Origin of the sequence: Thiomonas bhubaneswarensis (assembly GCF_001418255.1) — a bacterium.
Taxonomy (GTDB): Bacteria; Pseudomonadota; Gammaproteobacteria; order Burkholderiales; family Burkholderiaceae_C; genus Thiomonas; species Thiomonas bhubaneswarensis.
On sequence record NZ_LIPV01000016.1, the window covers coordinates 14,994 to 41,851 of the forward strand.

A 26,858-nucleotide genomic window follows, 5' to 3' on the forward strand; every position below is an offset into this window, starting at 1 on the left:
CCCGGAGGCCGGCCATGATCGCCAAGCACGTGCCGATGCGCTCGCTTGGCAAGAGCGACTTTGCGGGCCTGGCGAACTACATCACCGACGCGCAAAGCAAAGACCACCGGCTGGGCCACGTGCAGGCGACGAACTGCGAAGCCGGTTCCATCCAGGACGCCATCACGGAGGTGCTGGCGACCCAGCACACGAACACCCGCGCGAAGGGCGACAAGACCTACCACCTGATCGTCAGCTTCCGGGCCGGCGAGCAGCCCAGCGCCGACACCCTGCGCGCGATTGAAGAACGCATTTGCGCCGGGCTGGGCTATGGCGAGCATCAGCGAATCAGTGCCGTCCACAACGACACCGACAACCTGCACATCCACATCGCCATCAACAAGATTCACCCGACGCGGCACACGATGCACGAGCCGTACTACCCGCACCGGGCGCTGGCGGAACTCTGCACGGCCCTGGAGCGCGACTACGGCCTGGAGCGCGACAACCACGAGCCGCGCAAGCGCGGCGCGGAGGGCCGGGCCGCCGACATGGAGCGGCACGCCGGCGTTGAAAGCCTGGTCGGCTGGATCAAGCGCGAGTGCCTGGACGAAATCAAGGGCGCGCAGTCCTGGCAGGAGCTGCACCAGGTCATGCGCGAAAACGGCCTGGAGTTGCGCGTCCGCGCCAATGGCCTCGTGTTCGAGGCCGGCGACGGCACGATGGTGAAGGCGAGCACAGTAGCCCGCGACCTTTCCAAGCCGAGCCTGGAGGCGCGGCTTGGCCCGTTCGAGGCTTCGCCCGAACGGCAGGCGCAAACCACCGTGAAGCGGCAGTACCGCAAAGACCCCATCCGTCTCCGCGTCAACACCGTGGAGCTGTACGCGAAGTACAAGGCCGAGCAGCAGAGCTTGACCACGGCGCGCGGTCAGGCCCTGGAGCGCGCCCGGCATCGCAAGGATCGGCTGATCGAGGCGGCCAAGCGGTCGAACCGCCTGCGCCGCGCAACGATCAAGGTGGTCGGCGAGGGGCGCGCGAACAAGAAGCTGCTGTACGCCCAGGCGAGCAAGGCGCTGCGCAGCGAAATCCAGGCGATCAACAAACAGTTCCAGCAGGAGCGCACCGCGCTCTATGCCGAGCACAGCCGGCGCACGTGGGCCGACTGGCTCAAGAAGGAGGCGCAGCACGGCAGCGCCGACGCCCTGGCCGCCCTGCGCGCCCGCGAGGCGGCCCAGGGCCTCAAGGGCAACACCATCCGGGGCGAGGGCCAGGCGAAGCCCGGCCACGCGCCGGCGGTGGACAACATCACGAAGAAGGGGACGATCATCTTCCGCGCCGGCATGAGCGCCGTGCGCGATGACGGCGACCGCCTGCAAGTCTCCCGCGAGGCCACGCGCGAAGGGCTGCAAGAAGCCCTGCGCCTGGCGATGCAACGCTATGGCAACCGCATCACCGTCAACGGCACGGTGGAGTTCAAGGCGCAGATGATCCGCGCCGCCGTCGATTCCCAACTACCCATCACCTTCACCGATCCGGCTCTTGAGAGCCGGCGGCAGGCGCTTTTGAACAAGGAGAACACCCATGAGCGAACCGAAAGACCAGAGCATCGAGGACGAACTGGACGCGGCGCTGGCGGCCCTGGACAGCGGCCCCCTGCCGACCAGCACGCTACCGGAGCCGCAGCCGTCGCCCGAGCAGGCGACGGCCGGCCAGCAGCCGGCCGAGGCGACCGCGCCGACGCCGGCATTCACGCCGCCAACGTCCACCGGAAGCCCGACGTTGGACGCCTTGGAAGAAAACCGCCGCCCCAAAGCCAGCACCGTTTGCGAGCACTGTCCGAACTCGGTGTGGTTCGCATCGCCGGCGGAAGTGAAGTGCTACTGCCGCGTGATGTTCCTCGTCACGTGGAGCAGCAAGGAACCCAACCAGATCACGCACTGCGACGGGGAATTTCTCGGCCAGGAACAGGAGTAGGCCAGACGCCGCCGGGCGTCGTCGCTGCTGACAAGTACATCGCCGAGCGCGAGGCGAAGCGCCTAAAAGGTTTCGATATACCGAAGCATTCCCGATATACTGCCGGTGAAGGTGCCCTTACGTTCCAGGGCACCCGGAACGTCGAGGGCCAGCCGCTGGCCCTCTTGAAGCGAGGTGAAGAGGTCATGGTTATGCCCATCGACCAGGCCACGGCCCGGCGCTTGACGCGCATCGCGGTCGGCGATGCCGTCTCGATCACCGCGAAAGGCTCCATCAAAACGTCGAAAGGAAGGAGTAGATGAAGATCAAGATGAACAACGCGGTAGGGCCGCAAGTCCGAACCGCCAAACCGAAGCCGAGCAAGCTGCTGCCGGTGCTGGGCGCGGCCTCGATGGTCGGCGGCCTCCAGGCCGCGACGCAGTTCTTCGCCCACACGTTCGCCTATCACGCGACCCTCGGCCCCAACGTGGGCCACGTGTACGCGCCCTGGTCGATCCTGCACTGGACGTACAAGTGGTACAGCCAGTACCCGGACGAGATCATGAAGGCCGGCAGCATGGGGATGCTGGTTTCGACCGTGGGCCTGCTGGGCGTGGCCGTGGCGAAGGTCGTCACGTCCAACAGCTCGAAGGCGAACGAGTACCTGCACGGCTCGGCCCGCTGGGCCGAGAAGAAGGACATTCAGGCGGCCGGCCTGCTGCCGCGCGAGCGCAACGTCCTGGAGATCGTCACCGGCAAGGCTGCACCCACGGCCACCGGCGTGTACGTGGGCGGCTGGCAAGACAAGGACGGCAATTTCTTCTACCTGCGGCACAGCGGCCCCGAGCACGTGCTGACCTACGCGCCCACGCGCTCGGGCAAGGGCGTCGGCCTGGTGGTGCCGACGCTGCTGTCGTGGGGCGCGAGCAGCGTCATCACCGACTTGAAGGGCGAGTTGTGGGCCTTGACCGCCGGCTGGCGGCAGAAGCACGCCAAGAACAAGGTGCTGCGCTTCGAGCCGGCCAGCACTTCGGGCGGCGTCTGCTGGAACCCGCTGGACGAAATCCGCCTCGGCACTGAATACGAGGTGGGCGACGTGCAGAACCTCGCCACGCTGATCGTTGACCCGGACGGCAAGGGCCTGGACTCGCACTGGCAGAAAACCGCCTTCGCGCTCCTGGTCGGCGTGATCCTGCACGCGCTGTACAAGGCCAAGGACGAGGGCGGCACCGCCACGCTGCCGTCCGTCGATGCGATGCTGGCCGACCCGAACCGGGACATTGGCGAGCTTTGGATGGAAATGGCGACCTACGGGCACGTAGACGGCCAGAACCATCACGCCATCGGCTCGGCGGCCCGCGACATGATGGATCGCCCGGAGGAAGAAGCCGGCTCGGTGCTGTCCACGGCCAAGTCGTACCTGGCCCTGTACCGCGACCCCGTGGTGGCCCGCAACGTCAGCCGGTCGGACTTCCGCATCAAGCAGTTGATGCACGAGGACGACCCGGTAAGCCTCTACATCGTCACCCAGCCCAACGACAAGGCCCGCCTGCGGCCGCTGGTGCGCGTCATGGTGAACATGATCGTGCGCCTGCTGGCCGACAAGATGGACTTCGAGGGCGGCCGCCCGGTGGCGCACTACAAGCACCGGCTCTTGATGATGCTGGATGAGTTCCCGAGCCTCGGGAAGCTGGAGATCATGCAAGAGTCGCTGGCCTTCGTGGCCGGCTACGGCATCAAGTGCTACCTCATCTGCCAGGACATTAACCAGCTCAAGAGCCGCGAGACGGGCTACGGCCACGACGAAAGCATCACGTCGAACTGCCACGTGCAGAACGCCTATCCGCCCAACCGCGTCGAGACGGCGGAACACCTGTCCCGCCTCACCGGGCAGACCACCGTGGTGAAGGAGCAGATCACGACCAGCGGCCGCCGCACGGCGGCGATGCTGGGCCAGGTGTCGCGCACCTACCAGGAGGTGCAGCGGCCCTTGCTGACGCCCGACGAATGCCTGCGCATGCCGGGGCCGAAGAAGAACGCCCAGGGCGAGATCGAAGAGGCCGGCGACATGGTGATCTACGTCGCGGGCTACCCGGCGATCTACGGCAAGCAACCCCTGTACTTCAAAGACCCGGTGTTCTCGGCACGCGCCGCGATCCCCGCGCCCAAGGTCAGCGACCGCCTGCGCGCCGTCGCACAGGCCGAGACGGAAGGGGAGGGCATCACGATATGAGCCGCATCCTGAAACGTATCGCGGCAGGCGTCGCCATCGCGGGCGTGGCCGCCCTGCTGCTGGCGGCCGGCGGCTATGCCGCCGGTGCCCGCGTGAACACCACCAAGAGCATTCCTGTCGGCCTGTACTGGACGAGCAGCGCGCCGGTGGAGAAGGGGGCCTACGTCCTCTTCTGCCCGCCGCAGCTCGGCGTGTTCGATGACGCCAAGGAGCGGGGCTACATCGGGGCCGGCTTCTGCGAGGGCGGCTACGGCTACATGATGAAGCGCGTTTTAGCCGCTAAAGACGATGCCGTGGCCGTCGCCGATGACGGCGTGCGCGTCAACGGCGAGCTGCTGCCCCTCAGCGCGCCGATCAAGGCCGACAAGGCCGGGCGGCCGCTGCCGCGCTACCAGTCCAACAGCTACACCCTCGGCAATTCCGAGGTGCTGCTTATGTCGGACGTGAGCGCCACATCCTTCGACGGCCGCTACTTCGGCCCGATCAATCGTTCGCAAATCAAGACCGTGATCCGTCCGGTCATCACCTGGTAGGGAGACACCACCATGCGCCTTTTCATCGCAGAAAAGCCGTCCGTCGCCAAGGCCATTGCCGGCGAGCTGGGCGCGACCGGCAAGGGCGACGGCTTCATCGAGTGCGGCACCGACAAAGTGACCTGGTGCTTTGGGCACATGCTCGAACAGGCCGACCCCGACGAGTACACGCCCGATGACGTGCCGCGCGGCCAGTCCGGCAAGAAGGTCTGGCGCGTCGATGAGCTGCCCATCATTCCCGAGAGCTGGATTCTCAAGCCCAAGGACGACGCGAAGAAGCAGCTCGCCGTGATCGGCAAGCTACTCAAGGAGGCCAAGGAGATCGTCAACGCCGGCGACCCCGACCGCGAAGGCCAGTTGCTGGTTGACGAAGTGCTGGAGCACTTCCGCAACAGCAAGCCGGTGCGCCGCTTTTGGGTGAGCGCGCAGGACTCCGTTTCCGTCAAGCGGGGCCTGGCCGCGTTGAAGGAGAACACCACGTATGCCGGCTGGGCCGACGCCGCACGCGGGCGGCAGCGCGCCGACTGGCTGATCGGCATGAACCTCAGCCGCGCGTACACGCTGCGCGCGCAGCGCGGCGGCTCGCGCGCCCTGCTGACCGTGGGCCGTGTGCAGACGCCGACGCTGGCCCTCGTGGTCGCCCGCGACCGCGAGATCGAGGCATTCAAGGCCGTGCCGTACCACACCATCCGGGCGGTGGTGCAGCACGCCGGCGGCAGCTTCACCGCTGCATGGAAGGCGAAGGAGGATCAAGCCGGCCTGGACAGCGAAGGCCGCCTTGTCGATACCGCCGTCGCCGACACCCTGGTGGCCGCCGTCAAGGGCCAGCCGGGCACCATCGCCGCGTACAAGCAGGAGGCCAAGAAGCAGAACCAACCGCTGGCCTTCGCCCTGTCCGACATTACGGCCCTGGCCTCGGCCAAGTTCGGCTATAGCGCCGAGGACGTGCTGAACACCTGCCAGGCGCTCTACGAGACGCACAAGCTGACCTCGTACCCGCGCACCGACTGCGCCTACCTGCCGGAGTCGCAGCACGCCGACGCGCCGCGCGTGCTGGAGGCGATCAAGCACGTCAACCCCGAGCTGGCCGGCCTGGTCGATGGGGCCGATCCGCGCATCAAGTCCAAGACGTGGGACGACTCCAAGATCACCGCGCACCACGGCATCGTGCCGACCATGCAGAAGGGCAACAAAGCCGCCCTCAGCGAGCGCGAGCGCAACATCTACGACCTGATCGTGCGCGCCTACCTGGCGCAGTTCTACCCGCTGCACGAGTACATGCAGACCACCGTGGGCGTCGAGATCGCGGGCGAGAACTTCGCGGCGAGCGGCAAGGTGGTCACGCGCAACGGCTGGCGTGACGTGTACAGCCAGGCCGACGAGGAAGCCGAGAAGGACGACGACGACGACAGCGGCACGCAGGCCCTGCCGTCGATGGCCCAGGGCGACGCCGTGACCTGCACGGACGCCACCCGCAAGGACGCCAAGACGAAGCCGCCGGCGCGCTTCACCGAGGGCACGCTGATCCGCGCGATGGAGAACATCCACAAGTTCGTCAGCGACGCCGAGCACAAGAAGATGCTGCGCGAGGGCGACGGCATCGGCACGTCCGCCACCCGCGCGTCGATCATTTCCGAGTTGAAGCGGCGCGAGTTCCTGGCCGTCAAGGGCAAGCAGATCATCAGCACGACCCTCGGCCGCAGCGTCATCGACGCGCTGCCCGAGGTTGTGAAAAGCCCGGTGCTGACTGCGCTCTACGAGCGGATGCTGAAAGGCGTCGAGCAGGGCACGGCCGCCCTGGACGCCTTCATCACGAAGCAAGAGACGTTCATCCGCGACCAGGTGGCGAAGGCCAACAGCGGAGCCGTGACCATCGCCGGCGGCAAGGAAGCCGCGCCGGTGTCGTCCCTTCACAAGTGCATGGCCTGCGGCAGCGGCTTGTCGCGCCGGCCGAGCAAGAAGAAGGGGCAATTCTGGTGGGGTTGCAGCAATTTCCCCACGTGCAAGCAGACCTACCCCGACCTCAAGGGCCGGCCCGACTACAGCAAGGGCCGCAACGGCCCGGCATCCGAATGACCACAGCGAAGGAGATCGACCATGAACGAGCAAACCACCACCAACACCGCCGCCCACGACGAGCCGCTGGCCGTCCTGCCGCCGGTTGACGACGACGCCGCCGGCCGCGAGGCCGTGCGCGAGAAGATGGCCGACGCGCTGACGCCCGGCTTCCAGGTCGAGTTCGACCCCGACGAAGCCGAGCGCGTGGGCGCGTTCGTGGAGGACGCGCTGTCCGAGCAGGACGCCGCCGCGAGCGGCGACGACCTGGTGGAAGTCGATGGCGCACTGGAGCCGGCATTCCTGGACGACGAAGGCCCGAGTGCCGACATCCCGCCGTTCATCACCACCACGAACGCCCGCGAGCTGTACGACCTGCGGCCCGGCGAGACGGTGGCCCAGGCCGCCGCGCGCAAGGCGTCGGAGGGCTGACCCATGCCGATCACGAAAGCCGAGGCGCAAGGGGTGACGCGGGCTTTCGTCCGCGACTACCCCGGTGCGCTGGAGCTGGCCTACAAGTTCCGCGAGGACGCGGCCGAGCTGTACGGGCCGCGTGCGGCCGAGGTGCCGGCCGACATGAAGGGCGGCTACGTGCCCAAGGAGACGATGCACGCCGGCCGCGCCTACCGTGGCCGCGTGGACGTGCCCTTGCAGAACGTCGAGAGCGCCGGCGACCTGCTGATGACGTTGCGGCACGAGGTGTTGGGCCACTACGGGGCCAATACCTTCGCGCCTGGCGAGAAGCGCGCCTTGCTGGACGGCCTGGCGGCCGCCCGCAACGAACCCACCCTCAAGCCGCTATGGGATGACGTGAATCGGCGCTACGCCGGCCAGTCCCTGGACGTGCGCGCCGAGGAAGTGTTTGCCCTGCACTGCGAGGGCATCGAGCCGAGCCAGCACCAGGTCGCCGACCAGGTGCAGCAGCGCGGCCAACAGTCATTCACGGAAACCTGCATCGCCCGCGTGCGGCCCATGCAGGCCGACGACCTGCACAACATCGTGTGCATGGTCGCCCAGGGCCTGCGCGACCGTTCCCGGACGCAGCAGAACTTCCCTCAGTTCAACGAGCTATTCCGAAGGGACGAGAACATGGAGCCGAAGAAGCCGTTTCACGAAGTCGTGGCCGAAAAGCTGATCGAGCAGCTCAAGGCCGGCACCGCACCGTGGCAAAAGCCGTGGGAGCCGGGCGAACCCAACGCCTACCTGCCGATGAACCCGACCACCGGCAAGCGGTACAAGGGCATCAACGCGATTCACCTGATGGCCCAGGGCCGCAGCGATGCGCGCTGGATGACCTACAAGCAGGCGGCCGCCGTGGGCGCGCAGGTTCGCAAGGGCGAGAAAGGCACGCCGGTTCAATACTGGAAGTTCAGCGAAGAGCAAGACAAGCTGGACGACAGCGGCCGGCCCGTCCTCGATGCGAAGGGCCAGCCGGTCAAGGAAACCGTCATGCTGGAGCGGCCGCGCGTGTTCTTTGCGACCGTGTTCAACGGCGAGCAGATCGACGGCCTGCCGCCGCTCCAGCCGAAGAAGGAACAGACCTGGAACGCGGTCGAGCGCGCCGAGCACATCCTGAAAGCCTCGGGCGCAACGATCACCCACGTCGCCGGTGATCGGGCGTTCTACCGCCCTTCGACCGACAGCATCACCCTGCCGGAGCGCGGCCAGTTCCCCAGCTCCGACCGCTACTACGCGACCGCGCTGCACGAGCTGGGCCACTGGACGGGCCACGCTTCGCGCCTTGACCGCGACCTGGCGCACCCGTTCGGGAGCGAGGGTTACGCCAAGGAAGAGCTGCGCGCCGAGATCGCTTCCATGATCGTTGGCGACGAGCTGGGCATCGGCCACGATCCGGGCCAGCACGCCGCCTATGTGGGTTCGTGGATCAAGGCGCTGCAAGACGAGCCGCTGGAGGTGTTCCGCGCGGCCGCCGACGCCGAGAAGATTCACGACTACGTGCTGGCCTTCGAGCAGCAGCAGGTTCAGGAGCAAGACCAGCAGCAGAGCCAGGCCCAGGACGAAGCCGTGGCCCAGGCCCTCGCCGTGGACATTGCCGAAGTCCTGGACAACCCGGACGTGTCTTTCAGCCACTACCAGGCATTCCAGGGCGACACCCTGGAAGACGCCTTGCGCAGCCGTGGCCTCGAAACCGTGGGCAGCATCACCGGCACCGATCCCGAGCAGTTCTACGCGGTCGCCCATGACCGGCTGTCGCCGGTGTTCGGCATTGACCCGAGCCACACCGACACCGACAACGCCTACCTGGAGCGCAAGGGCCTGGCGCAAGAGTTCGCCAACATGGCCGAACAGCTCCACCTCGCGCAGCAGCTTCAGCAGCACGGCGAACAGATCGTGTCCGGCATCGACGCCGAAGCCCGGTGGAGCGACGGCCAACGCATCTTTGCGTTCCACGACCAGGACGGCGAACCCCACCAGGTTCGCAGCCTGGACGAGCTGAACAACTACGCGCCCGACCAGTTGATGGCCCTGCCGGCGCTGACCCAGCAGCAAGCGGCCGTCGCAGACCAGGAGGCGAACATGACCCCACCGACCAACGACCAGGCGGCCGCCCTGCTGGCCGCCCATCCTGCCGACGCGGTGCAGGGCATCGAGCAGGCCGCCGCCGCGCGCCGGCAGCTCGCCGCCGGCGAGATCGACGGCCAGGCGTTCGCCGACGCGACCCGTCAACACCTTGGCGTCGAGCTGCCGCCCGACTGGAGCGGCGAGCTGCGCATCGTCGGCGTGGCCGAACAGGACGGCCAGACCGTCGATGCCGCCCAGGCCGGCATCGAGCCGCAGGCGTTCCAGGTGTACGCGCGCAAGGCCGATGCGCAGTTCGGCGAGGACGCTTTTGCCTTCGTGGCCGGCACCCGCACCGAGGGCCAGGCCGAGGCGCTGGCCGAGCGCCTGCACCTGGTCGATGCGCTGGGCACCGACAACCAGCACGAGCGCGCCGCCAAGCTGGCCCGCGTGCAGGAAGAGCGTGTACGGCGCGACCCCAACGCGACCGAAGAGGACATTTCAGCCGCTAAAGAGGCTCGCAAGACCGCCGAAGCGTCGGCCATGCTCAACGACACCGACGCACAGCGCCGCGCGGCCGAGCTGGAGCGCCAGGAGCGCGAGCGGCAGCAGGTGCAGCCGCAGGGCGAGAAGCCCGAACGGCAGTACATCAACGTGCCGTACAAGGAGAAGGACGAGGCCAAGGGCCTCGGGGCGCGCTGGGATCGGCAACAACAGTCCTGGTACGTGCCGCCGGGCACCGATGCCGCACCCTTCGCCAAGTGGGCGCAGGGAGCCGCTACAGCGGCCGTAGAGCCGCGTTCGGCCCAGCAGGCACCCGAAGCCCAGGGCGAGGCGCAGAAGCCCTCGCAGCAGGCGCAGCAGGCCCGCCAGTACCTGGCGGTGCCCTACGAGCAGCGCAACGCCGCCAAGGCCGCCGGCGCGCTTTGGGACAAGGCCGCGAAGTCCTGGTATGTCGGCCCGCGTGCCGACGCGGCGAAGCTCGAACGCTGGAAGCCCGAGAACGTGCAGGCCCAGCAAGGGCCAGCGATGACGCCAAGGGAGGAGTTTGCCGAGGCCATGCGCAGCGCCGGCCTGTTCACCGGCAGCAACGCCCAGGGCGATCACCCGATCATGGACGGCAAGCGGCACCGCGTGCCGGTCGAGGGCGGCAAGAAGGGCGCGCTCGATGGCTTCTACGTGGGCCACCTGGACGGGCATCCGGCCGGGCGGATCATCAACAACAAGACCGGCACGGACATTACCTGGAAGAGCAAGGGCTACGCCTTGAGCGACCAGGAGAAGGCCAAGCTACAGGCCGAGGCGGCCGAGAAGCTGGCACAGCGTGCCGTCGAGCAGGACAAAGCCCAGGAGGCTACCGCGCAGCGCGTCGGCCGGCAGATGGCCGACCTCGTGCCCATCGAGCAGCCGACGCCCTATCTGCAAGCCAAGGGCATCCAGGCGCAGGCCGGCGTGATGACCGACCGCGAAGGCCAGAAGACCTACATCCCGGCCTTCGACGCAGATGGCAAGCAATGGACGATGCAGTACATCCAGGAGGACGGCACCAAGCGGTTCGCCAAGGACTCGAAGAAGGAAGGATGCTTCCACCCGGTCGGCGGCATGGACGCCCTGGCGGCCGCGCCGGCGCTGGTGATCTCCGAGGGCTACGCCACGGCGGCCCAGGTGGCCGAGGCCGTGGGCCACGCCACGGTCGCCGCCTTCGACAGCGGCAACCTTGAGGCCGTGGCGAAGGCGCTGCACGCCAAGTTCCCGGACAAGCCGGTCATCATCGCCGGCGACGACGACCGGCACCTGGTCATGACCCACGGCAACAACCCCGGTCGGGAGAAGGCCGAGGCGGCCGCCCAGGCCGTGGGCGGCAAGGCGATCTTCCCGATCTTCGCGCCGGCCGAGAACACCTACCCGCGCGACTTGCCCGCCATCACGCCCGACAGCTTCAAGACCCACCTCCGCGCCGAGCAGCGCCTTGCCGACGCCGCCGCCGGCAAGGTCGAGCTGGCCGGCGACGAGGCGGCCAAGCTCAAGGCGTCGATGTTGAGCGGCGCGCAGATCGCGGCACTGTCCACGATGAAGCAGCACACCGACTTCAACGACCTGGCGCACAAGAGCGAGCTGGGCATCGAGGGCGTGAAGCGGCAGATCGGCGCGGCCATCAGCCAGGTGCAGCGCGACGAACAGCAGCACCAGGAGCAGAAGCACGTCGAGAAAAAGCAACAGCAGATCGAGCAGCGCCCACGGCGGGCCGCTCGCATCGGATAAGTCGAAAAATCCGGCTAAAGTGGCCGAGCTGCACATCAGGCCGCGCGGTTTTCCTCCCTGATCGCCGGCGCGGTTTCTTCCTCCCTGAACCGCATGCAGACTTGCCGCCTCGGACACCCCGAGGCGGTTTTTTTTCGCCTCGCTCGAGCATCGCCGCATCCGACGATGCCGAGACGACCAGGCCGCGCGCACGTCGAGCTGCAGCATCGCCATTGCCGACGATGGCACCAGGTCGCCGGCGGTGGCCACCGACCTCGAGCTGGCATCGCCGCATCCGACGATGCGCGCCGGCGTCGACCATCGCCAGGTCTGACGATGGCGGCCGCCCTGCCCTGGATCTCGCATCGCCATTTCTGGCGATGAGATCCACGGAGCGGCCATTTAGACCCGCCAACAACGACCCGGCCAAGATAAACCGCATGACGGCCTTTTTGGCCGGGGGTAGCATGACCGGACACTTTGCGTATACCCAAAATGACCGGAGGAACCCATGACCAGCCGCAACGGCTACTTCCCAGGCAAGACCAAGGCGAAGGGCAGCGCGATCATCACGCCGCGCACCGCCCAGGAAACACAGATCGCGGCCATGCCGCGCCAGTCACGCGCAGCGCGGCAGGCGCTCGCCAAGACGCCACCGCTGCGCGTCGGCGGCGATGGCCTGGTCGAAGGTGCCGACCGCATCATGCGGACGCCGACCGAGCACCAGGCCGCCGGCGTCGCCTTCAAGGTCGCGCGCATCTACTTGCGCGTCAGCACCGACGAGCAGGACTTGACCAGGCAGGCCGCCATCGTGGAGAGCACCAGGGCCGCCGGCTTCTACGTCGCCGGCATCTACCGCGAGAAGGCTTCGGGCGCTCGCGCCGATCGCGCCGAGCTGCTACGCATGATCGGCGACCTGCAACCCGGTGAAGTCGTCGTTGCGGAGAAGATCGACCGCATCAGCCGCCTGCCGCTGCCCGAGGCCGAACGCCTCGTGGCCTCGATCCGCGCCCAGGGCGCGCGCCTGGCTGTCCCTGGCGTGGTCGATCTATCCGACCTGGCCGCCGAGGCGAAGGGCGTGGCAAAGGTGGTGCTGGAGTCGATCCAGGACATGCTTTTGAAGCTGGCGTTGCAGATGGCCCGTGACGACTACGAGGATCGCCGCGAGCGGCAGCGGCAGGGCGTCGAGCTGGCGAAGGACGCCGGCCGCTACACCGGCCGCAAGGCCAACACGAAGGTGCATGAACGCATCGTGGCGCTGCGCACCGCAGGCCACAGCATTCCAGAGACGGCCAGGCTGGCCGGGTGCAGTGAAAGCCAGGTCAAGCGCGTATGGGCGCTGCACAACCAGGCGCAGGCGTGACCTACTCGGCCGCCTCCAGCTCGCGCAGACATTCCATGATCGCCGCCCGCTCCAGTGGATCGAGCTTGGCGAGCTTCGCTTGCCAGCGGGCTTTCTTCCGCTTGATGCGCTCGCGCTCGCGGAAGTTGCTGCCGAGGTAGCGCAGATCGTGCAGCTCGGCCGGCTCGGGGTAGTTCATCCACAGCCGTTCGATAGCGATGCCGCCGCGCGTCATCGCGTTGAAGTCGATGGTTCGCCATGACGCCAAGGGAGAGCTGTCATAGATCGTTGAGCTGTAGCCCGACACCATCACCGCGCACGGCAGGCCGGCCAGCACGTCGAGCAGCCGCACGTGGTCGGCGTCGTCGTATTCGTGGCGGTAGAGCTTGCCGCCGCGCCGGCTGTCCATCACGTAGGGCGGATCGACGTAGACGAACTCGGAGCCGGTGAACTGGTGTGACTCCAGCCAGGCCACGGCGTCGCCGTGGTGCAGCTCCAGGCCGGGCACGTCGAGCTGCTGCCAGACCTCGATCACCTCGGGATCAACGTCGATGCCGACGCTGCGGGCAGCGGGCCGCTTGCGCTCCAGGATGTTGCCGCCGCCCAGGTGCGTTTCGATGTACGTGTCGTGAGGCGGGATGTTGTTGATGATCGTCTGGTAGACGCCGGCACCGCCCTTGCCGCCGGGGTATCTCATGGCCTTCTTCCTGGAGTAAATCGGGACTTGGCCAGCATCGTCAGAAATGGCGATGCTGTCAAGGGAAGCCGGCGGGGCCTGCATCGTCAGAGCCGACGATGCGAAGCTGCTGGAGCGACCTGCAGCACCGCCAAGAATGGCGATGCCGGATCGCTCAGTAGGTGGGGATGTAGACCACCTCAATGTCCACGCGCTGGTTCTCGCGCCGGCCCTCGGCCGTCGAGTTGTCGGCCACGAAGTCGGCGGCCGAAGCGAAGTTCACCATGATCTTGAGCGGCGAGACGCCGCGCGCCACCAGGTACGACCTGGCCGAGAGCGCACGACGCAGCGCAAGGGCCTCGTCGGCCGCGCTGGGCCGTAGCGTGCTGGTGCGCCCGCTGATGTAGATGATCGCCGCGTTCCTGGCGTCGGCCAGCAGTTCCAGGGCCTCGGGCGTCGGCTGGAAGGTCGCGCTGCTGTCGGGGAAGGAAACCGAGACGCCGGACTTGATCGGCGTGCCGAAGTTGCCGGCGTCGCCGGCGGCCAGTGCGCTTTGCGCGCTGACCAGGAACGCCAGAGAGAGGGCCAGAAGAACGGGTTTTCGCATGGGGCAGGACTCCAATCAGAAGAACAGGTAGCCGGCCTTGCTCATGGGGATGCGGATCAACCAGAGCGCGGCCAGGTGCAGCGGGTAATAGGCGTAGAAGGCCCAGCGCAGGCGCGGCACGCGCACATCGACACGCGAGGCCAGGAAGAGCACCGGCAGGGCCGCCAAGGCCCACAGGTTGCGATTGATGAACCACAGGGCCGCGCAGGCCAGCACCGCGACCGCCGCGGCGGCCCAGCTCGGCCGGCGCGTGTACGACCACACGGCCAGGCCGAAGGCCACGGCCGGCCACCAGTATTCGACCGAGCTGCCGCCGACCAGGAACGCGACGCCGGCGGCCGCCAGGTGCAGCTTGCCGCCACGTTCGACCAGGTAGGCCGTGGCCGTGACGACCAGCAGCGTGAACATCACGTTGAGCGGCCACCAACCGGCGTACAGGCCACCGAGGGCCACGAAGGGCACCGAGGCCAGCGCGCCGAACACAGCCAGGCGCGACATGGTGCGGCCGTACACGCCGCGTTCGAGCGTGCCCGGCCGCGCCAGGTTGTAGGCCAGGACGAACACGAAAAGGGGGAGCGCCACGCGGCCGGCCTCGAACAGCACCGGCAGCGTCGCGTTGAACAGGTACTTGTTGACGTGATCGCCGGTCATGAGAGCCAGCGCGAGCCACTTCAACGCTTCGACGGTTCCATCAGGAATCCGCAGGGCCTTCATCAGCGCCGGCCCCCGCGAATCGCGTAGGCGCGCAGCACCAGGAAGATGATGTAGAGCGCGGGCAGCGAGAGTACGAAGGCGATGGGCTTGCCGATCCACGCCGGCAGTGCCCACAGCAGAAGGCCCAAGGCGAAGATCGGGCCGAGGCCCAGCAGAAGCAAATCGAGCTGGTTCTTGGCCTGCCCTTCCGCCCACTTGCAATAGGCTTGAAGCAACCGGCCGACGCCCAGCGTGTACCGCATCATGAAGGCGTGGAATTTGTCCATGTTTAGCCGCTAAATCGGAAGAGCCGGCCTACTCGGCCGACCCCTCGCGTGAAGTGTTGAAAGACACCGTGCGGGGCACGTAGCCGGCCACCGACACGCTGCGAGCTGCTGCGGCCGCTGGGGCGGCCTGCTGGGGTGTTGGTGCCGGCCTGGCCGCCGGCGTGGCTTGCTGGGCCACGGTGGCCGCCGGAACGGGCTGGCTCGGCATCGAGGGCGTGGCGCCGGCCTTCGTCACGTCGAGCGTGACGAACCGGGCTTCAAGCCAATCGGCCCACTTCGACGCCTTGCGCATCAAGTCGGCCCGGTACACCGCGTTGTATTGCGGCGTGCGCGAGTGGTAGTTCGCTGCCTTCGTCCAGAGGTCGCCCTTGTCGTTGCGGATGTGCATCCGCAGCCGCCAGGCGGCCAGGTCGAACGAGTAGCAGCCGGCAGCCGCCACATCGTTCGCCGTGATGCCGTATCGGGCCAGGTCGCCCAGGTACGCGGTGTTGAACTGCATCGGGCCAACGTCATGCGTGCCATTCGAGTTGCGCACCCACTGGCCCGGCTTGCCGCCCTCTTTCTCGGCGACGGCCAACACGATGTTGACCGGCACCTCGTACTTGACGGCGGCCGAGATCGAGCAGACGACACGCTCCTGGAGCTGCGGCGGCAGATCGGCGAAGAACGGCATGCCCTCCCCTCCCTCAGTTCAGCCAGGACTGACGGCGGCGCTCTTCGTCCTCGCGCCGGATGCGCTCGTTGTACTCGGCCAAGGCGCGGTCATAGTCGCGCGCTTCGACCCAATACCCGCCCCGCTCTGGCGTCCCGACATAGCGCGGCAGCGTGCCGCTGCTGGCGAAGTCGGTGTAGGCGTGGCCGGTGTAGGCCCCGCAGTAGTCAGGCAACTGGTTGCTGATGTACGTGCGCCCATCGTCGTAGCCGCCCGTCCACATCACCAACGTCGAGTTCAGCGACTGCGCGTCGCAACGGCCAGCGCCGCGCGAGATCGCCGACACGAGCGACTGCATTTCCGGCGTCTGGCTCGCCACCGGGCAAAGCTGGAGGAAGTTCAGGCGGGCGCGGATCGTGTCCGACAGCTTGCGCTTCGTGATGTTGAAGTACCGCGACAGCGACGGCGTGCATTCGCTCGGGCGCGTGCCCGACGACAGGCACAGGATCGCCTCGCAGGCCAGGCGCGTGTCGCCGGTCAGCACGTCTTGCGCGCTGGCCGTGCCGGCGGTCGATCCGAGGGCTGCCACGAGGGCGGCCAGGGCAAACAGTTTCTTCTTCATGGTTGGACTCTCCTTGGTTACGCAGTTGTGCCGTCGCGGCCTTGCTCGCGGTTGGCGAACGCAGCTACTTCGGACTCGGGATCGGCATCGGCGGGGCCGCCTGCCAGGCTGTTGTCGCCGAAGCTCGGCGCGGGCTGCTGGTCGGGCACGTCGATGTTCTCGGCCGTGCCGCTTCCTTGCGCCTTGATCGCGGCGGCGATCTTTCCGCCAGTGGTGTCGGCGATCCGCTCGGCTGCGGCTTCGCGCAGGCTCGCGGCTTTGGCCTTGGCAACATCGGCGGTTCCCTTCGCCAAGTTCGCGCCGGCGTCGGCGGCGATGCGGCCGGCCGTGCCGAGGGCCGATGCGGCCGATGCGAGCAAGCCGGGGCCGGTGCTGCCCGGTGCGGCCTGCTGGCCGCCCTGCTGGCCTTGCCCTGCCCCGCCGGCGGGCTTGGGTTCGTTCTTGGCGGCCTTGTCGGCACTGCTGCCGGTGCTGGCCGTCGAGCTGCTGCCCTGGCCGCCGGCGTCGGCTTTGCCGCCGCCCTTCGAGCTGCCCGAGCTGCTGCCGGTCGAGGGGCTGCCGCCACCCGAAGAAGAGCCACCGCCGGAGCTGCCGCTAAAGCCCGCAGCCTGAGCGAAGGGCGTGCTGCCGGTGCCGGCGTCGCCGCCGCCGCCCGCACCGCCGCCCGAGCTGCCGCCGCCCGAGAAGGCCGACATAACGTCCGTGCCTGCCGACACGTTCTCATTAGCCTTCGAGAAGGCGGCCATGACGGCAGAGGCACCACCGGCGGCCGAGGCTGCGCCGGCGGCCAGGGCTGCGCCGCCAGTGGCGGCCGCTGCTGCCGCCATGCCTGCGGCACCCAGCGCAGCGCCTGCACCGAACTGGCCGATGCCGGCACCGCCCACGCTCGCGCCGGTGATGATCCCGGCGATGAGCGGCGGAATCTTGTTGACCAACGCCAAGAGGATGATGACGACGATCAGCATCACGCCCATTTCCTTGAGGCTGATGCCGGCGCTCATGCGCGAGTAGTAGTCATCGAGGAAGGTCTTGCCGATGCCCACCAGGAGCACCATTGCGAAGAGCTGCGCGGCCACGCCCAGGACGACCTTGTAGTAGTTGATCGCCATGTCGGAAGTCCAGCGCGAACCACCGAAGCCGAGGAAGAACACGCCGCCGTAGGCGAGCACCCACCCCGACGCGAGCAGCAGAAGCATATTCACACCGACCAGGGCCAGGATGACCAGGATCGCCACGGCCATGAGGATGCCGGCCATGCTGTCCACCGGCGACCACACCGAGGACTGATCCATCACCTTGTCGAAGATCGCAAAGCCCACGTCCACGATGCCCGAGGGCGACAGAGCATTGCCCAGGCCCGTCGCGTTGCCGGCGAGCTGCCGCAACGACGCATAGATGGACGAGGCGAAGTTAGGGCCGTTGGTCAGCGCCCACCAGAAGAAGCCGGTAAAGATCGTGAAGCGGACGAACTCCGCGAAGAACTCGCCAATGTCGGCCTTGCGCAAGGCCATCATGCCGAACGTCCAGACCATCGAGATCACAACCAGCGTCCAGAAGAGCCAGGTTGCGGCCGTGGTGATGACACCGGCCCAGCCGCTCGCGGCGGCCTGGTAGCGATCCAGCACGCTATCGAACACGCCGGCGTTGTCGATGGCCGCGTGGGCATCGACCGCGAAGAACGCCAGCCAGACGAACAGCGGCAGGGCGAGGGTTTTTAGATTGGCTGGCATTCTCATCGTCAGCACCTCACCATTCGCGTTTCGGGCTGGGCTTGAAATCCCCACCACGACGCAAGCACAGCGACGAAAAAGCCTGCTGGACGCCCTTGTCCTCGATCTTGGCGATGTTCTCGGGCTTGCAGTTCTCGTCGTTCACTTCCGGCATGGGGGCCGTGGCCGGCTTGTTGTCGCAGCCGGCGACCAAGGCCGCCACGAGGGCGGCCGAGGCCAAGGACAGAGCCTTGATTGCTTTCATGAATCCCCCTTACCAGGTGCGCGCCGGGCTGGCCCGGTAGCTGCCCTGGCGCAGTTGTGCGGCCGCTGCCGCCTGCTGGGCTTCCTTGTCGGCGTCGGCCTGCATCTTGGTTGCCATCGCGTTCTGCTGCGCGATCAGCAGGCCACGAATCTGCAAGAGCTGGTTGGCCTGCTGGCTGGCGAGCTGGTTGGCGTAGCCGATGGCCTGCATTTGGCCCTGCGCGCCCTGCGCTGCCGATTGAAGACGCTGCAACGTCGCTGCATCGGCCGTGAGATTCGTTTGCTGCCTATCGAGGCCCTTGAACAAGGCATCGTTGGCCTTCTTCTGCGACTCGCTCGCGAGCTGGGCCACATTCCGAAGTGCTGCGCGTTCCGCGTCGGAGCACCCTGCCGCCGTAAAGCACGGCGAGTTCTTGTAGTAGTTCACGTCCTGGAACTTGCCGATGTAGCTGTCCAGGCTGCCGAGTTGGGTCTTGTAGTAATCCAGCGTGTTGACCGCGTTCATCAACCCGTTGATGGTCGATTGCGCCTGATCCCAGATATACGCGGCCGGGGCCATCGTGTTCTGGAGCTGGTTCTGATACTGCTGGAGCTGGGTGCTGTACTGCTCAATTTGCTTGAGCGTTTGGGCCACCGATTCGATGGCCGTCATGATGTTCTGCGACAGGTTGGTGCCGTCGATGACGGGGATGCCAGCCTCCACAGGCGTGACCGTCAGCGTGCTCGAAACAGCAATGACGAGGGCCAATTTAGCGGCTAAAAACTTCTGCTTCATGGTGCTCTCCTATGGCGTTAGTAATCGAAGGAACGGTACGGCTTGGAAAACGTCATGTCCTTCGTGACCACGACGTTGAAGCGATAGCCCGGCCGGATTTCCAGCGTCGGCGAAATGCTCAGGTTCTTGGCGATGAGCTGCGCCGTGACCTGGCCGAGCTGCTGGCCGAGGGCTTCGCTTAGGGCACTGCTGGCGCTCGGTGCGCCGTAGGTGTTCGTGGCCTGGTTCTGGCGCTGGCTGTAGGTGATGCCAGCCGTCACGCCGGACATGAGGAAGGCCGAACCGAACAGGCGCACATAGTGGTTGTTCACCTGATCGTTGAAGCCCGCGTAGCCCGCGCTGTCCGCGCCCGGCATCGCGCCAATGTCCATTGCCTTGCCATCGGGGAACACGATGCGCTGCCACGCAACCAGCACGCGCGCCTGGCCGTAGGCCACGTCGCTCGAATACGAGCCGACGAGGCGCGATCCCTGCGGGATCAACAGATGCTTGCCGGTCGGCGTGTCGTACACGTCCTGCGCGACCTGGGCCATGATTTGGCCCGGCAGATCGGAGTTGATGCCCGAAATGAGCGTGGCCGGCACCACGAAGCCCGCGCGCAGCTCGAACGGCGTGCGCGGTGCTTCCGGCTGCGAATCCAGCTTCCAGCGGTCGCCCTGCCCGCCCTGGCCGAACTGCGCCATGCTGTTGCGCCCGCCGCCGCTGGTCGAGGTTTGCAGGAGCTGCGGCGCACCGCCCGCGCCCATGCCGCCGCCGGCCGGGGCCGCACCGCCACCACCGACACCCATGCCGCGAATCTGCGCCAGGCGCGCTTGATAGGCGGCGGTCGGATCGTTGCTGCGCTGCGCGTCGATTTGCTGCTGCACCGCTGCGATGCGGTTCAGCATTTCATCGCGCGTCTGCGGCGTGGCGGTGTAGGTGCTCGGGCCACCCGGCGCGGAGCCGTTGCTGCGCGGGGCATCCACGCGCACGGTGGTCTTGGCCTTCACGGCCTCGCCGAACATCTGCATTTTCGCCATGCGGATGCGCTGGGCCTCGTCATCGTTCACCGGCTGGCCCGGGTTGCCGGGGTTCGCCGGCGGTGCCGGCGGCGCGTCCGGGTTCGACGGCCGCGCGATCTCCAGCGGGGCCGAGGCCGGGCCGGTTGGCATGTCGGGCACCTTGAGCGGGCTTGCCGGCTCGATCAAGCCGCCGGTCTTATCGCCGGCGATCTCCTTGGCGAACATCGACGTGTTGCCGGCCTTCTCCTTCGGGCCGTCCGCCGGCGCGTTCTGCTTGGCCGCGCGATCCGCCGCGACCAGAGCCATGACCAGCACGAACGACAGCAGGACGCCGCCGAGGATGTACATGGGCATGTTGTTGACGCGACGGACGCCCGCCTTCTTGGACACTTCGCCAGGCGAAGCGTCAGGTGCCATCTGATCGGCGTTTTCTGTCATGGCGTCACTCCTTGCGCACCCAGTACCCGGCCGGCGCGAACGTGCCGTTTTGCGCCAGGTAAGGGCGGGTGATGGATTGATTGCCGACCATCAAGGTCAGGCGGTACAGGTTCGAGTCGCCAGCCTGGTCGAGCACGTAGCGCAACGGCAGGCCGCCCGACGCGGCCGTGGTGGCCGGTGCGCTCGCCTGCGATGCCGCCGAGGCCGGGGCCTGCGTGGAAGCGCCGGCCGGGGCGTACTCCAGGAGGGCATAGCCCTTGTCGCGCAGCGACTTGACGAGAGCCTGGCCGAACGGATCGGGCGTCGGCTGTTGCAGCTCCAGGCGCGTGCGCGCCGGCGCGTACAGCGTGGCGAGCTGCTGCACCGCGTCGGTGGCGAGCTTCTGCTGATCGAGCGCGGCCGACTGGACGAAGTTGCCGTACTGGCTGGTGGTTGCGCAGCCGCCGAGGCCCAGGGCGAGGGCGAGCAGCGAGAGAGAGACGATCTTGCGCATGGTCACTTCCTCCGGCTGATGGTCACGCGGTCTTGGCTACTGCCAACACCGGCAATCAGGATCGCGCGGTCAAACACCGTGTCCACGATGTAGCGATTGCCCTGCACGCGGTAATTGACCAGCACCGTTTCGTCGTCGGTGAACAAGCCGCCCTCTTTGCGCACGACCAGGAGCGTCGGCGCTTCGGTCTGCTGCATCGTGCCGGGCATTTCGATGATGGTCTTGCGGCCATCGTTGTAGACGCGCACAGGTTTCCAGCTCGCCGACCCGGACAGCTCATAGTCGAACGAGAGATCGCCCAGGTACTCGCCCGTCGCCGGCAGGGTGTTGTCGGTGCGTTCCTGCTTCTCGCGGCGCTGGATCGCGTCCCACTTGGCTTGCGCTTCCTCGGGGTACGTGAACGAGACTTGCGGCATGTACTCGGTGCGATGCGAGCGCAGGCGGAAGTGGTAGCTGCGGCGGTTCGTGGTCACAACCAGGCTGGTTTCGAGGCCCACGTCCATCGGCTTGATGATGAGGTGCTGAACCTCGGTCGCGCCGCTGCCGGTGATGGCCGGTTCCACCGTCCACCTGGCCGTGTCGCCCAGGTTGATCGAGTTCACTTGTTCGCCGGGCTGCAAGGCCACGTCGCACACCTGGAGCACCGCGCAAACGATGCTCGGCTGCTGCGCGCCGTACACGAACTTGATGGCACCGCCCGAGCCGGCCACCGGCTTGATGCCGGTCGCCGACCCCGCTTCCCACCGTTTGGCGATGGCGAGCGCCGCGCGCTCTTGAGCGGTCAGCGTCGGGTTGGTCTTGTTGAAATACTTGTCGGCAATGTCGTCGCCAGGGGCGGCCAGAGCCAGGGAGGGCACCGCCACAGCAGCGCCCACGATCAAAGCGGAGAGGGTTTTCTTCATGGTGGATGACCTCGAATTCATTGGATGCGGGACCAGGAGTAATCACGCACGTAGATGCTCAACGGGTTGTTCCGCAGTTGCTCATCGGTGGTGTTGGGCGTGACCTCGGCGATGTAGGTAGTCACGAGCGCGCGCCAGGTGACGGGCTGACCTTTCAGCGTGCCTTGGCGGTCGCGCGTGGTTTCCACCCACTCGACTTGCCAGGTGTCAGGCGTTTGCGGGATGACGGTCTTGATCTCGACGCTGACCATTTCCTTTTCGGCGCGCTTGAACGGGCTGGAATCGGGCGTGCCGTTCAACCACTCGTTCATCTTTGGCGTCGCCGGATCGTTGGGGGCGAGCATCGAGTACGCCTTGAACACGCACTTGCGCTGCAAGGCCACGTCAGGCGACACCATGCGCGCGCAGCTCATCCAGTCCGCAACGGCGGCGTGGATGACACGCGGATCGGCCTTCCCTGCGGCCTGCACCGGGCCGGCGGCCACCGTCTGGCCCAGCTTGTCCACCTCGACCACGTAGGGGATGAACTTCGACTGGCTGCCGATGTGGATCACGCCGCCCACGCCGGCCAGCGCGATCAACAGCGACAGGATGCCGATCACCTGCCAGGTCTGGCGTTGCGAGACGACGCCGCCCACGTGATCGTTCCAGGTGCGGCGCGCGGCCAGGTAGGGGTTCTCGGCCTCGCCCGCACGGCGGCCGCCGGCGAGCGGTTCCTTCGAGCGGCGCGGATCGCGCGGCTCGGCGGAGTTGGCGGGCTTCTTGAAGATCAAGCCCTTGAGGGTGTCGGCGATGCTCATGCGGCCTCCAGGTAGTCGTTGAGATTCAGCCCACGGCCGGCCAGCCACTCATGCACCCATTCGTGGCCGAACTTGGCTTCGAGGCTCTTGATGGTGGCGACCGATTCCTTGTCGGACGCACCGACGAAGGCCAGGGCCATCGGCCCCAGGGCAAGGTCATAGAGACGGCGGCCGTTCTCCGAGACGTAGTAGTACTGACGCTTCGGAATGGCAGTCGCCAGGATTTCGATCTGACGCGCGTTAAGGCCCATGCGGCGATAGAGCGCCGATGTGTCCTCATCCCTGGCGTAGACGTTGGGCAGGAAAATCTTGGTCGCGGTCGATTCCACGATCACGTCCAAGATGCCCGAGTTGGCCGCGTCGGAGAGGCTTTGCGTCGCCATCAGCACAAGGCAGTTGGCCTTGCGCAGCACCTTGAGCCATTCCCTGATCTTGGCGCGGAACGCGGGGTGGCCCAGCATCAACCAGGCTTCGTCCAGGATGATGACGGAGGGCTGGCCTTTCAGTGCGCGCTCGATGCGGCGGAACAGGTAGAGCAGCACCGGCAGCGCGAACTTCTCGCCCAGGTTCATCAGCTCTTCGATCTCGAACACCGTGAAGTCGGACAGCGACAGGCCGTCCTCTTCGGCGTCGAGCAGGTGGCCCATCGAGCCGTCCACCGTGTACTGTTTGATGGCCTCGCGGATCGCCTCGTCCTGGATCGTCACCGAGAACTCGGAGAGCGTGCGCGCGCCGCTGGCGTGCATGCTCATGATCGCGTTGCCGATCTCGTTGCGCTGCGCCGGCGTGGTGTTGACACCGTTCAACGCCAGGATGGTGTCGATCCACTCCATCGCCCAGGCCCTATCCCCCTTCGTTTCGAGGAACTGGAGCGGGCAGAAGGCCAGGCGGTCATCGTCGGCGGCCACCGTGAAATGCAGGCCGCTCTTGCCCTTCGTGGCCGCGCGGATGCCGGCCGCGAGCGGGTACATCGACATGCCCTTGTCGAAGGCGTAGATCGACATGCCGGCGTAGCGACGGAGCTGCGCGGCGATGATGCCCAGGTGCGTCGATTTGCCTGCGCCGGTCGGGCCGAACATGAAGGTGTGGCCCAGGTCGCGCACGTGCAGGTTCAGGCGGAACGGCGTAGCGCCCACCGTCACGCAGTGCATGAGCGCCGGCGACAGCGGCGGGTACATCGGGCACGGAGCCGTGGCGCTGCCCGTCCAGATCGAGCTTGTCGGCAGCAGGTCGGCCAGGTTCATCGTGTTGATGAGCGGCCGGCGCACGTTCTCGACGCCGTGGCCGGGCAAGCTGCCCAGGTACGCATCGAGCGTGTTGATCGTCTCGATACGGGCCGCGAAGGCCAGGCGGTTGACGGCCTTCTCGACCAGGAGCGCGGAGGCCGCCAGGCGCTCCCGATCCTCGTCCATCAGCACGACCACGCTGGTGTAGTAGCCGGCCGCCACCAAGCCGCTGTTGACCTCGGCGATGGCCGCCTCGGCGTCGCCGACCATCGCGGCGGCGTCCTGGTTGATCGAGCCGGTATTCGTGTTGAACACCTGATCGAAGAAGCCGCGAATCTTCTGCTTCCACTTCTTGCGGAACTTGTCCAGGTGCTTCAAGGACTCGTGCTGATCCATGAAGATGAAGCGGCTCGACCAGCGGTATTCGCTGGGCAGCTCGGCCAGGGCCGAGAGCACCCCAGGCGTTGACTCCAAGGGGAAGCCTTCGATGGCGACCACCTGGATGAACTTGCGCCCGATCTTGGGCACGACGCCGCCCCACAGCTCTTGCCCGCCGATGACCGCATCGAGGTACATCGGATTGCTGGGCAGCATGACCGGGTGATGGAGGCCCGTCACGCAGAACTGCAACCAGCTCAGGAAGTCATCGTGCGTGACTTCCCTGCCCTCTTCCGACACGACCTTTTGGCCGCGCAGGCGCGTCATCTTGACCGCCGAGGACAGGCGCGATTCCAGGCTGGTGATCTCGCGCTTGAACTGCGCAATCAGGCCCGTAGTGCGCGCCGTATGGTCGGGGGCCACCGCATCGTCATCGAACATGAGTTCGACAAACTTGCGCTGGGCCAGCACTGGCGGGAACCACGTGACGGTCAGGACAAAGTAGCCCTCGAACATCGCGCCCAGGCCCTCGAACAAGCGCCGGCGTTCCTCGTCAATGGCGAAGGAAACGGAGTCGGGGAACGATGACACGCCCCGCTCCGAGTAGTTCGGCGCAGGCCGACGCACAGCATCGACATGCACCATCCAGCCGTTCCCCAGGCCGGCCAGGGCCTGGTTGATGCGGAACGACACCATTTCCCGCTGTTCCTCGGTGCTGCTGGCGTTGTCATCCCCCTTGTACAGCCAGGCGGCCATAAAGGAGCCGTTCTTACCCACGATCACGCCGTCATCGACCACGGCGGCGTAATTGAGCAGATCGGCCAGGCCGGCATCCTTGGCGCGATGCTTCTTGAGCTTCAGCTCGGCATCGACAGCCCGGATGCGGGCAAAGAGGATGAGCAACAGAACCGCACCGAGCACAGCAATGGCAATTGCGATTGCTTCGATCATTTGTATTGCTTCCCTTGACTCGGCGTGTTGTCACGGAAGGGCGTGCTGCGAGCCGGGTAGTACGGCTTGTACCGGCGGTGCCGCAGGTACACGTGTCGCAGCTTCGGATCGGCCTTCGCCATGAGGCGCAGCGCGAAGAGCGCGCCGAACCACAAGGCGATGCCGAACACCGTTGCCCTCACTTCTTGGGCGCTGAAAATCAGCGCGCCGGCCAGCAGGCCCGAGAACATCACCAGCTCACGATCCCCGCCCATGAACAGGTTTTCTCGGTTGCCGGCCCTACGGATGGGGATCGCGCGCAGAGCCATGACTTACCCCGCGATGTGGCCGCGCTCGGCCCAGCGCATGACGGCTTCGCCGGGGAAGCCGGCCACATCCAGCGCGGCGACCTTGACCTGGTGCAGCGCGCCATCGGTCAGGGCGGCGATTTCCGCGCCACGGCCGAAGAACGTGCTCATCATGTTCTGCGCGCCGACCAGCAGGGCCATGACCAGGACGATGAAGATCAACGTGCGGAAGAAGCCGTTGAGTTCGCCGCCGAAGATCAGGATGCCGCCGGCGACCACGATGCCGATGATCGACAGCGCGAAGGCCACCGGGCCGGTGACGGAGTTGCGGAGGTTGGTCAGCCAGCTCTCATACGGCAGAGAGCCGCCGGTGCCCTCGGAGGCGAATGCGTGCTGGGGGGCCAGCAGGAAGAACGCCAGGAGGGCGAAGAGGCCCATGTAGAACAGGGCGTTGCGGTTGAGGCGGAATGCCGGGAGGGTTGCTTGCATTGGTCGTAACTCCTAGTCAGAGGGTTTTGGTGATGTACTGGCCGTTGGCGAACCCGGAAACCTCCAAGATTTCCTGGATGCGCCGCGAGCCTTCGACGCGGGCGATATGAACAACCACGTGAACCGCCTCGCCGATAAGCGGTTCAATGGGTTTCGGGGAATCGGGGTGCATGCTGATGAGCATGGCGAGCCGATCCAATCCAGCTTTGGCGTTGTTTGCGTGCAGGGTTGCAGCACCTCCTTCGTGCCCGGTGTTCCAGGCCATCAACAGATCAAGGGCTTCGGGGCCGCGCACCTCGCCGACCAGGATTCGGTCGGGGCGCATGCGGAGGGTGGTTTTCAGCAGCGCCGTCATGTTCACGTCGATGCTGGTGTGGTACTGGACGTAGTTCTCGGCGGCGCACTGGATTTCGCCGGTGTCCTCGATGATGAAAACCCGCTCGGTCGGGTCTTGAATCACCATCTCGTTGATGATCGCGTTCACCAGCGTGGTCTTGCCCGAGCCGGTGCCGCCGATCACGAGGATGTTCCGGTGCGCGCGCACCGCTGCAATCAATGCCTCGCGCTGCGGCGCGGTCATGATTCCGCGCTCGACGTACTGATCGAGCGTGAAGATGGCGACGGCCTTCTTCCGAATGGCGAAGGTGGGTGCGGGCACAACCGGCGGGAGCTGGCCGGCGAAGCGACTGCCATCAAGGGGCAGCTCGCCTTCTAGGATCGGCTTGGAGCGCGTGACTTCCTTGCCGTGGTAG

Annotated in this window: 24 protein-coding genes; 7 read left to right on the forward strand and 17 right to left on the reverse strand. The window is 66.7% G+C overall.

What is annotated here, in order from left to right; all coding sequences use genetic code 11:
- Positions 1–14 precede the first annotated feature (14 nt).
- The 7 genes from traI to ASC45_RS14815 all read left to right on the forward strand — a co-directional run bounded on the left by traI (position 15) and on the right by ASC45_RS14815 (position 12,877).
- Entirely contained in the window at positions 15–2,255 is a 2,241-nt protein-coding gene (gene traI / locus ASC45_RS14785; protein ID WP_011222100.1) for a TraI/MobA(P) family conjugative relaxase, read from the forward strand.
- Positions 2,252–4,165: a type IV secretory system conjugative DNA transfer family protein gene (locus ASC45_RS14790; protein WP_011222099.1), complete on the forward strand. Its 1,914-nt coding sequence runs from the start codon at positions 2,252–2,254 to the stop codon at positions 4,163–4,165. The genes traI and ASC45_RS14790 overlap by 4 nt, the downstream gene beginning before the upstream one ends.
- Positions 4,162–4,698: a conjugative transfer signal peptidase TraF gene (gene traF / locus ASC45_RS14795; RefSeq protein WP_011222098.1), complete on the forward strand. Its 537-nt coding sequence runs from the start codon at positions 4,162–4,164 to the stop codon at positions 4,696–4,698. Before ASC45_RS14790 ends, traF begins: the two co-directional genes overlap by 4 nt.
- Positions 4,699–4,710: 12 nt before the next feature.
- Positions 4,711–6,774, forward strand: coding sequence for a DNA topoisomerase III (locus ASC45_RS14800; RefSeq protein WP_055451791.1), 2,064 nt, complete (start codon positions 4,711–4,713; stop codon positions 6,772–6,774).
- A gap of 21 nt (positions 6,775–6,795) precedes the next feature.
- Entirely contained in the window at positions 6,796–7,185 is a 390-nt protein-coding gene (locus ASC45_RS14805; RefSeq protein WP_006122510.1) for a protein TraD, read from the forward strand.
- 3 nt (positions 7,186–7,188) lie between these two features.
- Entirely contained in the window at positions 7,189–11,535 is a 4,347-nt protein-coding gene (locus tag ASC45_RS14810) for a zincin-like metallopeptidase domain-containing protein (RefSeq protein WP_055451792.1), read from the forward strand.
- A 490-nt stretch (positions 11,536–12,025) separates the two neighbouring features.
- Positions 12,026–12,877, forward strand: a complete 852-nt coding sequence (locus ASC45_RS14815; protein WP_425427645.1) for a recombinase family protein — start codon at positions 12,026–12,028, stop codon at positions 12,875–12,877.
- 1 nt (position 12,878) lies between these two features.
- Here ASC45_RS14815 and ASC45_RS14820 read toward each other — a convergent pair whose 3' ends face one another.
- The 17 genes from ASC45_RS14820 to trbB all read right to left on the reverse strand — a co-directional run.
- A complete protein-coding gene (locus tag ASC45_RS14820) occupies positions 12,879–13,553 on the reverse strand; it encodes a DNA adenine methylase (RefSeq protein ID WP_001270224.1) in 675 nt (224 codons plus the stop codon).
- Between the two features lie 154 nt (positions 13,554–13,707).
- On the reverse strand, positions 13,708–14,139 hold the full coding sequence (locus ASC45_RS14825; RefSeq protein WP_001665065.1) for an OmpA family protein: 432 nt from the start codon (positions 14,137–14,139) through the stop codon (positions 13,708–13,710).
- A gap of 15 nt (positions 14,140–14,154) precedes the next feature.
- Positions 14,155–14,853, reverse strand: a complete 699-nt coding sequence (locus ASC45_RS14830; RefSeq protein ID WP_072243091.1) for a TraX family protein — start codon at positions 14,851–14,853, stop codon at positions 14,155–14,157.
- Complete coding sequence (locus ASC45_RS14835; RefSeq protein ID WP_010890140.1) at positions 14,853–15,119, reverse strand: hypothetical protein; 267 nt, start codon at positions 15,117–15,119, stop codon at positions 14,853–14,855. Before ASC45_RS14835 ends, ASC45_RS14830 begins: the two co-directional genes overlap by 1 nt.
- Positions 15,120–15,147: 28 nt before the next feature.
- Positions 15,148–15,792: a transglycosylase SLT domain-containing protein gene (locus tag ASC45_RS14840; protein WP_055451793.1), complete on the reverse strand. Its 645-nt coding sequence runs from the start codon at positions 15,790–15,792 to the stop codon at positions 15,148–15,150.
- A gap of 13 nt (positions 15,793–15,805) precedes the next feature.
- Positions 15,806–16,393, reverse strand: coding sequence for a TrbM/KikA/MpfK family conjugal transfer protein (locus ASC45_RS14845; RefSeq protein ID WP_010890138.1), 588 nt, complete (start codon positions 16,391–16,393; stop codon positions 15,806–15,808).
- Positions 16,394–16,410: 17 nt separating this feature from the next.
- Complete coding sequence (gene trbL / locus ASC45_RS14850) at positions 16,411–18,123, reverse strand: P-type conjugative transfer protein TrbL (RefSeq protein WP_055451794.1); 1,713 nt, start codon at positions 18,121–18,123, stop codon at positions 16,411–16,413.
- Between the two features lie 16 nt (positions 18,124–18,139).
- Complete coding sequence (gene trbK / locus ASC45_RS14855; protein WP_000644148.1) at positions 18,140–18,367, reverse strand: entry exclusion lipoprotein TrbK; 228 nt, start codon at positions 18,365–18,367, stop codon at positions 18,140–18,142.
- Between the two features lie 9 nt (positions 18,368–18,376).
- A complete protein-coding gene (gene trbJ, locus ASC45_RS14860) occupies positions 18,377–19,141 on the reverse strand; it encodes a P-type conjugative transfer protein TrbJ (RefSeq protein WP_055451795.1) in 765 nt (254 codons plus the stop codon).
- Positions 19,142–19,158: 17 nt separating this feature from the next.
- Positions 19,159–20,580, reverse strand: coding sequence for a TrbI/VirB10 family protein (locus ASC45_RS14865; protein ID WP_000138182.1), 1,422 nt, complete (start codon positions 20,578–20,580; stop codon positions 19,159–19,161).
- Between the two features lie 4 nt (positions 20,581–20,584).
- On the reverse strand, positions 20,585–21,073 hold the full coding sequence (locus tag ASC45_RS14870; RefSeq protein WP_055451796.1) for a conjugal transfer protein TrbH: 489 nt from the start codon (positions 21,071–21,073) through the stop codon (positions 20,585–20,587).
- A 2-nt stretch (positions 21,074–21,075) separates the two neighbouring features.
- Positions 21,076–21,975 (reverse strand): P-type conjugative transfer protein TrbG, encoded by a 900-nt coding sequence (gene trbG / locus ASC45_RS14875; protein WP_006122480.1) that lies wholly within the window; start codon positions 21,973–21,975, stop codon positions 21,076–21,078.
- A 17-nt stretch (positions 21,976–21,992) separates the two neighbouring features.
- Complete coding sequence (locus ASC45_RS14880) at positions 21,993–22,775, reverse strand: conjugal transfer protein TrbF (protein WP_006122481.1); 783 nt, start codon at positions 22,773–22,775, stop codon at positions 21,993–21,995.
- Positions 22,772–25,330, reverse strand: a complete 2,559-nt coding sequence (locus ASC45_RS14885; RefSeq protein WP_011114047.1) for a VirB4 family type IV secretion/conjugal transfer ATPase — start codon at positions 25,328–25,330, stop codon at positions 22,772–22,774. The genes ASC45_RS14880 and ASC45_RS14885 overlap by 4 nt, the downstream gene beginning before the upstream one ends.
- Entirely contained in the window at positions 25,327–25,638 is a 312-nt protein-coding gene (locus ASC45_RS14890) for a conjugal transfer protein TrbD (protein ID WP_001207961.1), read from the reverse strand. Before ASC45_RS14890 ends, ASC45_RS14885 begins: the two co-directional genes overlap by 4 nt.
- Before the next feature lie 3 nt (positions 25,639–25,641).
- The gene (gene trbC, locus ASC45_RS14895) at positions 25,642–26,106 is read right to left on the reverse strand and encodes a conjugal transfer system pilin TrbC (protein ID WP_001149042.1); all 465 of its coding nucleotides are present in this window, start codon (positions 26,104–26,106) and stop codon (positions 25,642–25,644) included.
- A 16-nt stretch (positions 26,107–26,122) separates the two neighbouring features.
- The coding region (gene trbB, locus ASC45_RS14900) for a P-type conjugative transfer ATPase TrbB (protein ID WP_055451797.1) at positions 26,123–26,858 on the reverse strand (736 nt) is incomplete at its 5' end.